Annotated in this window: 7 protein-coding genes; 2 read left to right on the plus strand and 5 right to left on the minus strand. The window is 36.5% G+C overall.

The features are described from left to right. Positions 1-115: 115 nt before the first annotated feature. Together VBZ51_RS13455 and VBZ51_RS13460 are read left to right on the plus strand one after the other, a co-directional pair. On the plus strand, positions 116-832 hold the full coding sequence (locus tag VBZ51_RS13455; RefSeq protein WP_058103302.1) for a prolyl oligopeptidase family serine peptidase: 717 nt from the start codon (positions 116-118) through the stop codon (positions 830-832). Positions 833-847: 15 nt separating this feature from the next. Continuing rightward, complete coding sequence (locus VBZ51_RS13460; RefSeq protein ID WP_416577257.1) at positions 848-2,050, plus strand: cytochrome c3 family protein; 1,203 nt, start codon at positions 848-850, stop codon at positions 2,048-2,050. A gap of 92 nt (positions 2,051-2,142) precedes the next feature. Here the strand turns inward: VBZ51_RS13460 and VBZ51_RS13465 are convergent, their stop codons facing one another. From VBZ51_RS13465 to VBZ51_RS13485, 5 genes are all read right to left on the minus strand, one after another. Continuing rightward, the gene (locus VBZ51_RS13465; RefSeq protein WP_071341792.1) at positions 2,143-3,897 is read right to left on the minus strand and encodes a RagB/SusD family nutrient uptake outer membrane protein; all 1,755 of its coding nucleotides are present in this window, start codon (positions 3,895-3,897) and stop codon (positions 2,143-2,145) included. A gap of 55 nt (positions 3,898-3,952) precedes the next feature. After that, complete coding sequence (locus VBZ51_RS13470; protein WP_416577258.1) at positions 3,953-7,243, minus strand: SusC/RagA family TonB-linked outer membrane protein; 3,291 nt, start codon at positions 7,241-7,243, stop codon at positions 3,953-3,955. A 382-nt stretch (positions 7,244-7,625) separates the two neighbouring features. Continuing rightward, the gene (locus VBZ51_RS13475; protein WP_416577259.1) at positions 7,626-10,958 is read right to left on the minus strand and encodes a VCBS repeat-containing protein; all 3,333 of its coding nucleotides are present in this window, start codon (positions 10,956-10,958) and stop codon (positions 7,626-7,628) included. Positions 10,959-11,253: 295 nt separating this feature from the next. After that, positions 11,254-12,948, minus strand: a complete 1,695-nt coding sequence (locus VBZ51_RS13480; RefSeq protein WP_099191610.1) for a RagB/SusD family nutrient uptake outer membrane protein — start codon at positions 12,946-12,948, stop codon at positions 11,254-11,256. 4 nt (positions 12,949-12,952) lie between these two features. Then, on the minus strand, positions 12,953-16,123 hold the full coding sequence (locus VBZ51_RS13485; protein ID WP_416577260.1) for a SusC/RagA family TonB-linked outer membrane protein: 3,171 nt from the start codon (positions 16,121-16,123) through the stop codon (positions 12,953-12,955). Between the last annotated feature and the right edge of the window lie 40 nt (positions 16,124-16,163).

Below are 16,163 nucleotides of genomic sequence, written 5' to 3' on the forward strand. Positions count from 1 at the left end.
GGTGATTGCTTATAACTTAGTTTTGGTAAATGGCATTTGAAATCCAAATTGATCTAATGATACTTTAACTTTAATACAACTTGTTTTTAGGTACATTTGAGCGTAAATTGTTTTTATGATGAGGATTGTTCCGTATATAGTTCTATTGATTATTTTTCAAAGTTGTGCATCTCAAGAAAAGCCTAGTCTAATAGACGCTGAGATGGAGACCAATGTAAAAGAGAAACTATCTTATTATTTGTACTATCCTGAGGATTATGAGGATGAACCTGATAAAGAGTTTCCGATCTTATTGTTTTTGCACGGTGGTGGTGAATCTGGTGATAGTTTGGTCACGGTGAAGAGAAATGGTCCTCCAAAATTGATAGTTCAAGGAAAAAAGTTCCCATTTTTGATTTTGGCGCCACAGAATCCCAACGCCAAGAAATGGTGGAATACAAGGGCTGTTAAACAGTTGTTAGATTCTATTGTGGATAATAATAGAATAGACAAAAAACGGATTTATATAACCGGATTGAGTAGGGGTGGTGGCGCTGCATGGGAAATGGCAGTACAGTATCCCAATACATTTGCTGCAATGGCAGTAGTTTGTGGTATGGCACCATTGCCCTATGCTTCGTGGATCAATAGGGAAATGCCCATATGGGTCTTTCATGGTGAGAAAGATAAATCCATTCCATTCTCAGAGTCTGAAAATATGGTGGCTAAATTAAAGGAAATGGGATATGAGGTAATTTTCACAAGATATCCTAACGTAGGCCATAGTGCATGGATAAAAGCTTATGAGACCGATGCACTTTATGATTGGTTTATGAACCAGGAATTAAAGTAGATCTTAAAAACTACAATGAAAAGCAAGCATACAAAATACATTTTATGGTCAATTGTTCTTGTATTGCTCTTTTATATCTTATGGTATCTAAAAAACACTGTTACAACCTCGGATTATTTAGAGCCGGAAATTGTAGCTACACATTATAATGGCAAAAACTTTGTAGCCCAGGATACCTGCATAGAATGCCATGAAGATATTTTTAAGAGCCATGTAAAAACAGCCCATTACAACACGTCAGCGATTGCCAATGAAGAACACATTAAAGGTAAACTTGCCGAAGGCTCCAATGAGCTGAACCTAAAAGGGGTGCGTTTAAAATTAATAAAAGAAAACGATGGGATTTATCAATTGACCAAACCAAAGTTTGGCGATACTGCCTTGGTGAAATCTAAGCTGGATATTACTATTGGTTCTGGAGTAAAAGGGCAAAGTTATCTGAGCTGGGAAGATGATAAGCTATATCAATTACAACTATCCTATTTTGAGCCTGCCAATACTTGGGTCAATAGTCCCAATTTTCCCGAGTACTCTTTCAATAGACCTGTAGATGATAATTGTTTAAAGTGTCATGTGACCTTTGCCGAAAATAAAAATGAAACTGGTAACGGAAATATTTATAACCGAAATAAATTGTTGCTAGGTATTGATTGCCAAAGGTGTCATGGACCATTAGAAGAACACGTAGTTTACCATAGGACCAACCCTAGTGCAAAAGTAGGTGTACATGTAGATAATTATGGTAAGTACTCCCAACAACAGCGCTTAGATGCCTGTGCCGTATGTCACTCTGGGTTACAAGCACAACAGGTAAAAGGTAATCCGTTCTCCTTTATTGCCGGCGATACATTATCGGCCTATTCAAAAAATTATCAGAATAACAATAGAAATCTCAAATTAGATGTTCATGGAAATCAAATGGGACTTCTCAGTGAAAGCAAGTGTTTTGTGAATTCTTTAAAAATGGATTGCATTACTTGTCATAGTCCACATGAAAATGAACGAGGTGAACAAGATGTTTTCAATGCAAAGTGTTTGTCTTGCCATACTATTACAGCTGTTAATAGTAGCGTTGAGGTAAATAAACATACTGAAACGCTAAATTGTATTTCCTGCCATATGCCTTTGGTACCTTCTGAAGTAATGAAATTAAAATTAGACGATGGTCTCAACGAAATACCGGTCTATATTAGAACTCATTTAATAGGTGTCTATTGATAATTTAACCGAGTAGTTTTAAGTTAATAAAGAGTGGCCAAAAAAATAATTTGACCACTCTTTATGCAACTAACAATTAACAATTATTTTAATTAGTAAGCTGGATCTTGTGTCAATGTTGGTTGACCATCAACTGCAGATCTATCAATTGCTTGACTTGGTATAGGGAAATATTCATTTTTTCCTTCCGTAAAAGATTTTCCTACTAAGTATGTTCTATGTTGAGACTCACTGGCTATGTAGTTGTTTAAGGTTTCAGCGGCAATTCCCCAACGGACCAGATCCCAATAGCGGTGACCTTCCATGGCAAATTCCAATCTTGTTTCAAAACGTACGGCATCCCTTGCGGCAGCTTTGTCCGTCCAGGGTGCATCATACGTTGCAATATCATAATTTGCTGCAGCTTCGCCCTCTACAATGCTAAAATCATTTCTGTCCGTTCCTTGTGTGGCCAAAGGTACAAATCCATCAGGATTAGCGGCTCTTGTTCTAATTTCATTTACAAGTTCACGAGCTCTTTCTAAACTTCCTACTTCCACTTCTGCTTCTGCCAACCATAATAGAATCATGCCATAGCGCATATATCTGTAATTGTTTGCTGATAGATTTCCCCATCCGCCAACACCAAAACCTTCTGGCTCTGCAACATGCTTCTTAGAGAAGAAAGGACCTGCATATGACAAATCTCTAACAAAATCGGTTTGATAGATTTTGAAACCTTTGTAAAGTATTCCAGGTCTTCCTAAAGTATGATCTATTCTAGGGTCTAAAGTAGCCGTTTCAGCACTAGTACCGTCTTCATTGGTATCTATACTGATGTCCTCAGCATCAAAATTATCGATCAAAGGTAAACCGGCTTCGGTTCTATAGGCATTTACCAAGTTCTGTGATACCTGATAAAATCCGCAACAGCCCCAGGGGTCTGTATATGGGTGGGCAAGACCCATACCTCTACTAGAGGCTTGATCTGCAGCACTACTTACGGCATATTGAATTTCAAATATAGACTCTGGGTTATTTCTTGTGGCTACCAAAAAATTATCTTCAAATTTAGTGGCAAGGCTAAATACACCTGAGTTCACAATTTCATCTAGTAAAGTTTTGGCCTCACCAAGTTTTGCGGTATTAGGCGTTCCATTCTCGTCCCAACCCTGGTACATTTTTGATTTGGCCAAGAAAGCTTTAGCTGCCCAACTAGTAGGTCTACCTACTTGACCTTGTGTTGTGGGTAAACTTGCCGCTGCAGCTTCAAAATCAGCTTCAATAAACGGCCATATTTCACGATCATTAGGCACTTTGGTGCTTTCAACATCATCTAAAATGTAATCTTCCTCGCCAATGTAAGGTGGCATTCTCCACATTTTGCGTGCTTCCATATGAAAAATACCTCTTAAGAATCGCGCTTCAGCAATTACTTGGGTTCTCTTTTCATCAGAAAGATCTTCTAAACTATTGGCGGCGTTAATGGCATTGTTCGCTCTAGCTACACCTTTGAACAATGATCTCCATCTATTTGTAATATGACCATTGAAAGATTGATAGTCATAGGCCTCAATAAAAGACTGCTCTGGTTGGTCACCCGCATCGGTACCCTTAAGTGCATCATCCGAAGCTATGTTAAATGCCCAGTTTTCTACCGTAACGTTCCAATCTGCAGTGCCATCTAAACCTGCACCGTCAATCATGGCATAGGCACCTAATAGAATGCCATCTAAACCATCTTCCGTTTCAAGACTATTTGTACCAAATTGCCCCTCTGGAGTTCGTGTTAAAAATTCATCGCTACAACCAACGGTAAAGATGGCCATACAGATAAATACCATTAATATTATATTTTTTCTTTTCATCATTAAAATTTTATAAGTTTCATTAAATGATAGCTTTTTTAAGCAATTAGATTTTTTAGTTAAGGGTTAATCTTAGACCTAATGTATAGGTACGCGATACCGGCATGTAACCGCCATCAAAGCCTAATGTAGCGTCATCTCTATTACCTGCTTGTATTTCAGGGTTTAAACCTGTGTACTTTGTCCATGTAGCTAAGTTTTGACCCTGTACATATATCTGTCCTCTTGAAATACCTATTTTTTCCATTAAATCTGAAGGGAATGAATAGGTCAACTGAACATTTTTAAGTCTAAAATAACTACCATCTTCAATGAAATAAGATGAAGGTCTACTACTAATTTGATCGTTAGCATCCATTATCGGTACAGTGGCATTTGGATTAGCCGCTACCCATTCGCTAACGGGAGCAGAAGGGTTGGCAGGTTGCCATGCATCATAAAGCGCTCTTTTTGATCTGTTTCCTTGAAAGGTGTTAAAATCTGCAAAATACCTTACGTAGTTGTAAATGTCATTTCCTTCAGAACCATTACCGAATATGTTCAAGGCAAGGTTTTTGTAACTAACATCTATATTGACACCATAGGTGAAATCTGGGTGCGGACTTCCAATGATCGTTCTATCATCATCATCTATCTGCCCATCATTATTTACATCTGTTACCTTCAATTTACCAGGTGCATTGTAGCTGCCATATGTAGGCCAAGCATCTGCCTCTGCTTGAGATTGGAAAATTCCTTCGGTTTTAAAGCCATAGAAAGATGATATTGGTTCGCCAACTTCTGTAATGGTTAAAGAAGGAACTCTAGAAGCATCACCAAACAAAACGGTACCGTCATCTGTTTCACTTAATTTGTTAACCTCGTTTTTGTAAGCAGAAAGGTTGAAGCTAACACCGTAACCCCAGTCACCTTTTTTATCGTCCCAAGATATTTGTAAGTCTACACCTTTATTGGTCATTTCACCAACATTGAAGAATGGTGCTTGTGCATCACCTGCGGTATACGTGATTTGTCTTCTAAACAACATATCTGTCGTTATCCTGTCCCATAAATCAAGACCAATATTAAATCGTCTATCGAACATTGAAAGGTCAACACCAATGTTGTTTGATGTAGTAGTTTCCCATTTAGCATTTGGGTTACCGTAACTTTGAACGTCAAAACCTAAAGTTGGTGCACCCGTTGCTCCATCAATTGGATATCCTGCGTTGAAAATATTGGAGCGGTAAGTAGTATAAGAATTGTAATCTCCAATTTCTTGGTTACCCGTTTTACCCCAACCATATCTAAGTTTAAGTTCATCTATCTTTTCTAGATTTTGCATAAAGGCCTCGTCTGATACTCTCCAACCTAAACTAAAAGCAGGGAATATTGCACTCCTAGAAGCAGATTGAAACCTAGATGAAGCATCATTCCTTAATATAAACTGAGCTAAATATTTTCCATCGTAGTTATAATTCAGCTTTCCAAATTCAGAAAATAGCGTATAATCTCTAAATGCATACCCGTAGTTACTCGCCGTGGTAGCATCACCTAAATCTAAATAGCGTTGAATGTCAAGTGTTTCAAAAGCATAGCCATTTCTACTGGCCCCAAATTCTTCACCATAAGCCTCAATACCCTCAACCCCTACATAAGCATCAAAATTATGGACTTCATTCCAAGTTTTAGCATAGGTCAAAACCGTATTCCATTGCCATTGATATTCATACCTGTTGGTGGAAGTAGAGCCGCTGATGAAGTTTCCTTCAACATACTCTGGGTTTTGTCTTCTTAAATATCTACCTCTTTCACCTGTAGCATCTACACCAAAACTAGTTTTCACCTGCAAGTCGTCCGTAATGTCATAAGAGGCAAAAACGTTACCGAATACACGTAAACGATATGTTCTGTTGTCTTGCTCTCTGTATAAAGTTGCATATGGGTTAAAGTTGTTACCTAGGTTAGCACCTCTACTACCTGCAAAGTTACCGGCAATATCATAGATCGGTAAAAGTGGATGATGTTTATACGAACCCGAAACTGCATTTTGTTCCTCATCATTTCCAAAACCACCTTTTCTATTATCAAAGTTTACAGAAAGGTTTTCACCAACGGTTAACTTTTTATTTAATGCTTTAAATTCTGTATTTGCACGAATGGATGTTCTATTATAGCCTACAAATTTAGTTATCGCATCTTGAGCAAAGTAACCTAGTGTAAAGGCGTATCTTGCATTTTCAGTTGCGCCAGAGGCTGATATTTGATGGTTTAAAATTGGTGCGGTTCTAGTTACTTCATTCCACCAATTGGTATCGGCGGCGCGCACAATAGCATAAATATTACCTTCTTCCAATGCATACAAATCGGGGTCTGTACCGGGATCACCTTCCATGGCACCACTTGGGAAAACATAGTCAGGTATTCCTATTTCTCCATTTGGGCCAAAAGAATATTGACCATGACTAGGATCCTTGCCAGCATATAGATCGGCTAAATAAAGGTATTCACCTAACTCCGCAGCATTTAAGGCTTCTACTTCTCCTAATCCCGACTGTAAACCGTAATAGGTATCATAAGTGATGACCGGTTTACCCATTTTACCTTTTTTTGTGGTGATAATTATTACACCATTTGCAGCTCTTGAACCGTAAATTGATGCTGCAGATGCATCTTTAAGAACCTGTAAAGATTCTATGTCATTTGGGTTAAGGTTTGCTTGTGATCTTGAAGGTACCCCATCAATAACGTATAGAGGGTCATTGTTACCAATGGTACCAAAACCTCTAATTCTTACCGTAGCCTCACCACCAGGGGTTGCATCATTTACAATACCAATACCGGCAGCCCTACCTTGTAGTTGTTGTGCAAAAGTAGTAGCAGGCACGGCATTTAGTTCTTCAACATCTACTGTTGAAACTGAACCCGTTACATCCCTTTTAGACTGAGAACCATATCCTGTTACCACAACCTCATCCAAAGCAGCGGCATCTTCGGTTAAGGTTACTGAAATAGGAGAGGAGCTAGCAGCTATTTCAACAGTTTTAAAACCTACGTAACTCACTACTAAGGTTGCAGATGCCGCTACGTTTATGGTAAAATTACCATCAAAGTCGGTTTGGGTTCCATTTGTGGTACCTTTTTCAATGATACTGGCACCAGGTAACGGAGTGCCTAGGTCATCTAATACCGTACCGGTCACAGTTGTTTGAACCTTGAGGGGTTCATTGTACTTAATTTCGTTTGGCTTTTCATTAGCGCTAAGGCCATTAAAGCATAATGACGCTAAAATCAATAAAAATCCGCTTCTTAAGACTGACTGTCTTTTCTTGGATTTTAATGATTTAAAATCTAGTTTTTGATTCATAATTAGTTGTTGTTTGATTAATTGTTGATTTATTAACTAATCTTAATTTTAGTTAAGATTAACGTAATATTATTATAATATTAGTTAATAATTTGTCAAAAAACCAGTTTTGCTTATTAAAATTTATGAATAGTTTATTTGTAGTTTCAGTAGTGTTGTTAGTCGATTATTAGATGTCGTTCAGGTATGATTTTGTAGGGTAGTAAATACAAGTTAAGTGAGGTGTCAAGCAAAAAAGGGGTGAAATAATCTGTAACATCACAGATTATTTCACCCTTTTTTTATTTTAATTTAAGTAGCTAACAAAAGTTGGATATTCTCTTGAGATGTTTAAATATCCTCTATTTAGTTGGGCTTGCTCAAATTAATGAATTTATGCGAACTAGTTTTTTTGAAAAATTCTTATAGAATCTCTGTTTTGTGTAACAATATAATAGGGTAGTGCGTTCTTACTATTTTTAACGGTAGTGATACTTTTTGCATCACCAGGTACAAAAAAGCCGCTTTTGCTAGTTGATACCGATTTAAAATTACCATTACCATCATTTTGCAATAGCAGACCGTTCAAGGCATCATTACGACCTACAAAAACTTCATTACCAAAATTATTGCCAATTAATAAGATGTCATTATAACCGTCTTCATTAAAATCTACCGTTATTGAACCGTTAACAGGGGCTACTTGTGCATCAATAGGTAAAGGCATATGTGAAAATTTACCCTCACCCTCATTTAGCAGCACTATGCTTTTGTCATAATTAGCTGTTAATTTAGTTGAATTTTGTAATTCTTCATTAGAAAACAAACTTGTGATTGTTGCCCTTGAATAGGCTTTAAAAGAATTGTACTTGGCTCTAAAAATAGGACTTTGACCATTTAAATCTCCCCAAAAGTTTATAGGGAATGATTTGTAGGTAGGGTTTTCAAAGCTTTCTTTAAAGTAAGCGAACATTACTGGGTCTAAAGTACCATTGTTATCAAAATCTTTGGCAATCAGATTAACAGGTCTTTCGGTTGTAGGATTGTAAAAGTTGTTCATTCCTAAATTACCTATTATAAAATCTATATCACCATCATTGTCAACATCTGTTTTTGTTATACTCTCCCACCAGCCAAATAAACTGTCAACCCCGGTATTTTCCATTTTCGAAAAACGTGTAAGGCTATTTTTATAAATGGTAATGGGCATAAATTTACCCACAATAATTAAATCTTCATTTCCATCCAAATCAACGTCTGCCCATACAGCATCGTTTACCATTCCAATATGACGAAGGTCTGGAGCTATATTGTCCGTAACATCTTTTAAAATACCTTTTTCGTTCTTTAAAATAAAACTTTTGTCAGGATTGGGGAATTTAGAAAAAGGAGTTCTGCCACCAACAAAAAGATCAACATATCCGTCATGGTCGTAATCGGTAATAGCTACTATAGAACCACTTGTTTTAACCAATGGCATTTTATCTGTAGTAAGTATGAAATTTCCGTCACCATCGTTTGTTAGTAACCTATGATTGTAATAATTGCTATCCAATTCAAACTCGTTACTGCCAGAAACGAGATACATGTCTAGATCGCCGTCATTATCTAAATCAAACAAAGCAATACTTTCTTCTTCATATTTTTTATTTTCCTCATCGGAGAACAAAGGTTTTTGCGTAAAATGACCCTGTGCATTTTGGAAAAATAATTGTGGCGACATACCGGCAGAACTGGCAACTATAAAATCTTGATGACCATCACCGTTTAAATCTCCAGCAGTGGTAAATGGACCATTTTGTGTTAGTTTGTGCGGTAATGTACGTTGTATGTTATAATCGATAATATCTTTTTCTTCATGTAAAAACGTTACCCCAATATCTTTTGAAACTTCTCTAAAAATTGGTTTTTCCTTTTTGGGGACGAATGGAAAAACAAGGCTGTTATTTTTTACTGTCTTTGCATTTTTGGCCTCTAATATTATACGTTGGTTACTTTCAATGTCGGTCAATTTTTGGTATTTATTATCTGTCCATAAAACTTCGATAGACTTAACTTTTGTTGCATCACCAAGACCGAAATGAAATATATCCTCAACGGTAGACATGTAGCCCCTATAGGTGTGATATTCTTTATACTGAAATGTGCCATCATTTAGCCTAACAACAATTTTAGCTCCATCCTTTAAGGTATTGGAGGAGGTGTTATTTAAAGCTATGCTCAAATAATTATGTTTTTCATCACTTGTGTCTGTAGTATTTTCAAATATGGATGCTTCATCATTAATATTGTTTATGATATAGTCTAAATCCCCGTCATTGTCAAGATCGGCAAATGCAGCACCGTTAGAAAATGATGGTATGCCAATGCCCCATTCATTACTTACATCAGTAAAACCATTGTTATGATTATTTTTATAGGCATAGTTTGGAATCTTAATTTTAGGAATTGAATCTAAAATTTGTGCAGGACTAAGATATCTACTTACATTAAATTTAAAATCGCCAAAATCCAAATCGGTAATATCTCTAGGAAAGCCATTTGTAATCATTAAGTCTTGGTAGCCATCATTGTCCATATCCGCAAAAAGTGGTGACCAACTCCAATCTGTTTTTGACACGCCAGCCAATAAACCAATTTCGCTGTAAGGTATGTCGTTGCCATTGCCTTTTTGAAGCATGTTTCTAGTATGTTGATATTCATAACCAAATCTTTCGTTCAAAATATATTCAGTGTATTTATGCCCAGATAAGGTAGTTTTTAACCTTCTGTTGGTTTCGCCAAGCATATCCAAGGTTACAATATCTAAATAACCATCATTGTTAAAGTCAGATATATCATTACCCATAGAAAATTTGCTTTGGTGCTTTATACGAGATGCAATTTGATTGGTAAATGTTCCGTCTTGATTATTGATATAAAGAAGGTCATTGGTTAAATAGTCATTACTTACATAAATATCTGGCCAGCCATCATAGTTAAGGTCAGATATGGAGAGCCCTAAACCAAAACCTTCAATAGTTATACCTGCTTCAACGGTAGCATCTGTAAAAGTGCCGTCGCCGTTGTTTTTGTATAATTTATCATTGCTTAATGCAGTTCCATCGGTAATTTTCTTTCTGTAGTTGGTAGGTAAAATATGAATATCTACATTATTTAGTACATATAGGTCAAGTAAGCCGTCTTTATTGTAGTCAAAAAAGGTAGCGCCCATACTGTTGCCAGATTCCTCTATACCATATTCTTTTGCTAAATTTTTAAAAATTGGAACGCCATTTTCATTTAGACCTTGATGAACAAATAGTATGTTTTTTTTGGCCTCGTCACTATTCAACATTGCAGAACATACATACATGTCTAAATAACCGTCATTATTGATGTCAGCAAGTGCAACTCCAGTATTCCATTGATCAATAGCTTCTATGCCAGATTCTTTTGAAACATCCTTGAACTTAAAATTACCAAGATTTAGATATAATTTATTATTTACTTGATTACCGCTAAAAAAAATATCTGGTAGCTCATCATTGTTAAAATCACCTACGGCAACACCACCACCATTAAAAATGTATTCGCTAGTTAGAATATTAAAGCTATCCGTTTCTATTATTTTATTGTTGAAGGTAATTCCAGATTCATTACCCGGAACCATTTGAAATAATGTTGATTTTTGTTTAGTACATGAAAAGATACTAATTGCGATCAGTATTATTGAAGAGTAAGAAATAATACGCATATCAGTTAGTTTTTGTTGTGTTGTTTGTTGTAAGTTATTGTTTAAGTATTGTTCTTATCAGTTAATTGAGTTTTGACAAGTGTTAGGGAGTACTATTTGAATGAATAGTCTATTTGTTGATCTACTATGCAAAATAGTGTTTTACAATGAATTTATGAAAGTTAAATAGATAGCATTATAGGCTTAAATTAATTAAAATTTAACCAGGGTAATTCTAAATAAGGATAGGTTTTTAGGATATAAAAAAAGCAGGACATCAATTAGATGTCCTGCTTATTATAAAGAATTTATGGTCTTAAAAACCTGGGTTTTGTTCTAAAATACCTCCACTTAAATCAATTGCACTTAAAGGTATAGGCAATAAATCATGTTTAGCTTCGAATGCGTTAGCTTTTGTGCCAAAATTTTCAATAGTACGGCTTTCATTAGCAATGTACTCATTGATTACTTCAACTCCGTTGCCCCATCTTCTTAGGTCAAACAAACGGTGACCTTCCATTCCAAGTTCTAAACGGCGCTCATGACGAACTGCTTTTCTTGCAAATGCTTGATCAGAAAAACTTGTGTAAGGTTCAATTACATAATTGGCTGCATCTGCATCACCAGCTTCATTTTGCACATAAGACATGCTTTTTGCTCTGTTTCTAACCATGTTTACCCAAGTTAATGCTGATGCTAAGTCGTTTAATTCAACTGCAGCTTCTGCACCCATTAAAAGAACATCTGCAAAACGTATAATGTTATAGTTTATACCAGAGTGTTGCTGACCCCATGCACCTGTACCTTGGTTGTCGGTATCACCAGATTGATAAACGTTTTTGGATGGTAAATATGGACCTGATATATCAGCAAATGTTGCACGGATCCAAGAATGCCCTGGGAATGTACCATAACCATTATAATCAATACCTCTTCTACCTACAGTATAATCTAATCTAGGGTCTAAAGGTCCGGTATGAGGTGTAAAGGCATCTTCATCTTCAATACCGTAATCATTGGCTACATCATTACCAGCAGCATTAAAGGTATCTAATAATGGTAATCCGTCCTCATCAGTTTGGAAAGCATTTACCAAATCTTGAGAAGGTTGGTAAAAGCCACAACATGAACCAAATGGACCTGGATTAGGGAAGTTTAGTACACCACCAATATTACCGTTAAAAGATTGTCCGGTATCTGCAGTGAACTGAATAGCGAAAACAGATTCTGAACTATTCTCACCTGAGCTAATGAAATTGTCCAAGAATTCAGCATTTAAACTGTATGGGCCATTGTTGATTACATCTTCTAATAAATCAAATGCAGCTGCCCAATCTGATTGCTGTAAGTGTACTTTTCCTAAATAAGTCTGGGCTGCCCAAGATGTAGGTCTACCGGATTGCTCTTGTGTAGCAGGTAGATTATCCATTGCGAACTGAAAATCAGCTTCAATCTGATCCCAAATAGGACCTGGATTTGGTTGGTTAAACTCTGTATTTGCATAATTTTCTTCAGAAATGTAAGGAACATTTCCGTAGATTCTTTGCAATTCAAAATTAAAATGACCTCTTAAAAAACGGGCCTCGGCAAGTTTACCTGTTAAATCTGCATCTTCAATTGAAGAAATAAGAGATATGACGGCATTTGCTCTGTTTACACCTGCAAAAATTGACGACCATTTACCTAAAACGTATGGGTTACCTGTGGTCCAGTTGTAAACTTCCATTTCAAAAAGATCAGCTTGGTCACCATCTGTACTTCCTTTGTGGGCATCATCTGCGATAACATCAAACCACCAGTTGTCACCACTAGCGGCAAAACCGTTACCTGATAAATTGTTTCTAATTCCATCTAAGGTTGAATACGCGCCAATTAAAAGTAGTTCCACACCGTCTTCATTTTGAACGGCAGCATCACTTAGCGCACCTATAGCCGGTTGCTCTGTAAATTCATCGCTACATGCACTTATAGCGGCGAATAATGTGAATAAATAAATTAATTTCTTTTTCATTTTTTTACAATTTTAAATTAAATCCAAGTGTAAGAATTCTAGATTGTGGTACAACCTGGTTGTCTACACCCAATGTTAAGTTATTACCGGTAACAGATGATATAATTTCTGGGTCAAAGCCATCATATCCTGTAATAGTAAACAAGTTAGTTCCTTGAATGTATACTCTCAACATATCAAGACCAATTTTACTTGTCACTTTTTCAGGGAAAGCATACCCTAATTGTATATTCTTTAAACGCAAGTAAGAGCCATCCTCTACAAAGTAAGAATTAGGTTGCGTTTCACTGTTTTGTATTGAATTACTTAGTGCTGGTAAAGTAGCATTAGTATTTGATGGTGTCCAAGAATCTAATACTCTGACACTTCTGTTTCCATCAACAAAAGTTGGGAAATCTGTAAATATCTTAACGTAGTTGTATACATCGTTTCCTTGAGAACCTTGTAAGAATAATGATAGGTCAAAAGCTTTATAACCTAGGTTAAAGTTAAAGCCATATGTAAAGTCTGGATGCGGAGATCCAATAAATGTTCTATCACTATCGTCTATAGTATTATTACCATCTATATCTCTATACTCAAATCTACCTTCATCTGTGAAACCTATTACTTCTCTACCAAAGAAAGACGAAATTGGTTGACCTACTTGAGTTCTAGATACTGCTCCACCACGGAAGCTATCATCACCTGTTTGGAATTCACTGATCCAATCTGTTACTTCATTCTTGTAATGAGAGAAATTTACATCAAACCCATATTTCCAACCAGATGTAGTTTCATCTTTGTATCTAAGATTAATGTCAAAACCTGTGTTTTCTACATTACCTGAGTTTACATATGGTGCTCCAGCATCAATTGCTGTAGTACTGATCAAACTGTTATCTTGAGTAATCAAATCTTTTGTAGTGATCTTAAACCATTCAAAATCAACATTGAACTTGTCATTGAAAAAGCCTAATTCTACACCTGCATTAATAGCTTCACTAGTTTCCCAGCGTAAATTTGGGTTACCAACAGAAGATAATATTGCTCCAGTAGCAATTGCATTTCCGTCAATAGCATAGTTACCTAAACTCTCATTAAGTGAAGAAATATTGATAGTAGGGTTACTTGCAGGTAAAGATTGATTACCTAATTGACCCCATGAACCTTTTAATTTGAACCAGCTCAAAGCTGAATCAGAAGAAATAAAATCTTCTTTGCTAACTACCCAACCTGCACTAATAGAAGGGAACGTATCACTCTTATTATCCCCTGAAAAACGAGAGGAGGTATCATTACGTAAGGTACCCGTTACAAAATATTTGTCAGCATAAGAATACGTTGCAGAACCAAATAAAGAATAAAGAGATGTAGCCGAATCAAAAGCATTGTCGATGTTTGGTGTTCCGCTACCATTGTTCAACAAATAAAAATCTGGAGTTTCAAATAAGAAACCTGTACGGCTAACTTGTTTTCCTTTAATTCCATCTTCTACAGACTCTATACCTACTAAGGCATCTATTTTGCTGTTTTCAAAGGTTTTCTTGTAATTTAAGGTGTTAGTAAAAGTCCAAGAATAGCCATCTTGATTTATTTCTGTTAGTGTGTTAGTTCCTAACGGCTCACTATGTTCTGGATCTAAAGCTTGGAAACTACGGGTGTTGAATGAATTGATTGTTCCACCAATAGTAGTTTTGAAAGTAAGGCCATCCATTAACTCAGCTGATAAGTATACATCTCCAAGAAGTCTTAAGGTCTTATTAAAGTTGTCACTTTGTCTACTTAATTGAGCTAATGGGCTTCTTGAGTTACCTGTACCTTGAGCACCGGTACCAGCAAAGTTTCCATTGTCATCATATAAAGGAATTAATGGGCTGCTTCTTACCGCTTCTTCATATCTTGCTCCAGCTCCACCTTGGTTACCATTGGAATATGCAGCACTGAAATGCTCTCCAATTCTTACTTTGTCTCCAAGTTTAAATTCAGAATTTAAACGTATTTGACCAATTTTGTAAAATGTATCTACAAGGTTACTTGGGTTGTTTAAATAATTTGCTGAAAGAGAGTATTTACTATTTTCCTCACCATTTGCAACAGAAAAGGCAACACTTTGTATTACCGAAGTTCTTGTAATGGCATCTAACCAATCAGTACCGTTAGGGTTAACAGTAGCCGAAGCGTCACCTCTTACAATAGGGTCATAAGAAACGACTCTGGTATAACCATTTAAGGTAGAAGGAACAATTGCTGAAGAACCATTTCCGTATTGTGGGTGGTCAAAAGCTGTACCATCGTTAGCTGCACTTTGAAATAGGACATCTCCTAATTGTTGTGCGTTCAAGAAATCTGGTGTATTCGCTATTGAAGAGAAACCAGTATAAGTATCAATAGATACTATTGGTTTTTCCATATTGTAACCACCACCTTTGGTTGTAATAATCACTACCCCGTTAGATGCTCTTGCACCGTAAATTGCCGCTGCACCATCTTTTAAAACGTTCATTTGGGCAATATCGTTAGGGTTTATACTATTTAGTACAAATGGATCATCTGTCTGTAGACCATCTATAATAAATAATGGGTTGGTGTTATTACTAGTACCAAATCCACGAATATTAATTTTTGGTGGACTACCTGGTGTAGCATTCTGTACTACGGTAACACCACTAACACGTCCTTGTAATGCAGAAGCAGCATTTACAACTGGTGCCTTGGTTGCTTCAGAAACATCTACAGAAGCTACAGACCCCGTAAGGTCACCTCTTGTTTGTTGAGAATATCCTAAAACAATAACTTCGTCAAGTGCAGCTGCATCCTCGGCTAGGGTAGCGTTTACATTTGACTGGCCGTTTACGGCAACTTCGGTGCTTTTAAATCCTATATAGCTAAATACCAACGTAGCACCGGCAGATACATTTAAGCTATAATTACCATCAAAATCTGTTTGTGTACCGTTAGTAGTACCTTTCTCTACGACGTTTGCACCAGGTAAAGGTTGACCTGTGTCATCTAGAACGGTTCCGGTAACAGTAGTTTGAACTGCTCCTACTTCAACTTTGTTTGAAGTACTTGTGTTTTCATTTGCATGCACTAATTGTGTGCCTAGGCAAACAAGCATTGACAATACCCCAGATTTAATAAAGGAAGACCTTTTACTGGAGCTCATCAACGTGTAATCACGTTTTTGACTCATAATTGTTGTTTGTTAGTTTAAATTAATTGTGTAGAAATTG

This window comes from Maribacter sp. HS, assembly GCF_048059195.1.
Classification (GTDB): Bacteria; Bacteroidota; Bacteroidia; order Flavobacteriales; family Flavobacteriaceae; genus Maribacter; species Maribacter dokdonensis.

Bases quoted from the DNA above. Each gene is read 5' to 3' on its own strand.
- VBZ51_RS13455 (WP_058103302.1), top strand. From the start codon at position 116: ATGATGAGGATTGTTCCGTATATAGTTCTATTGATTATTTTTCAAAGT.
- VBZ51_RS13460 (WP_416577257.1), top strand. From the start codon at position 848: ATGAAAAGCAAGCATACAAAATACATTTTATGGTCAATTGTTCTTGTA.
- VBZ51_RS13465 (WP_071341792.1), bottom strand. From the start codon at position 3,897: ATGAAAAGAAAAAATATAATATTAATGGTATTTATCTGTATGGCCATC.
- VBZ51_RS13470 (WP_416577258.1), bottom strand. From the start codon at position 7,243: ATGAATCAAAAACTAGATTTTAAATCATTAAAATCCAAGAAAAGACAG.
- VBZ51_RS13475 (WP_416577259.1), bottom strand. From the start codon at position 10,958: ATGCGTATTATTTCTTACTCTTCAATAATACTGATCGCAATTAGTATC.
- VBZ51_RS13480 (WP_099191610.1), bottom strand. From the start codon at position 12,948: ATGAAAAAGAAATTAATTTATTTATTCACATTATTCGCCGCTATAAGT.
- VBZ51_RS13485 (WP_416577260.1), bottom strand. From the start codon at position 16,123: ATGAGTCAAAAACGTGATTACACGTTGATGAGCTCCAGTAAAAGGTCT.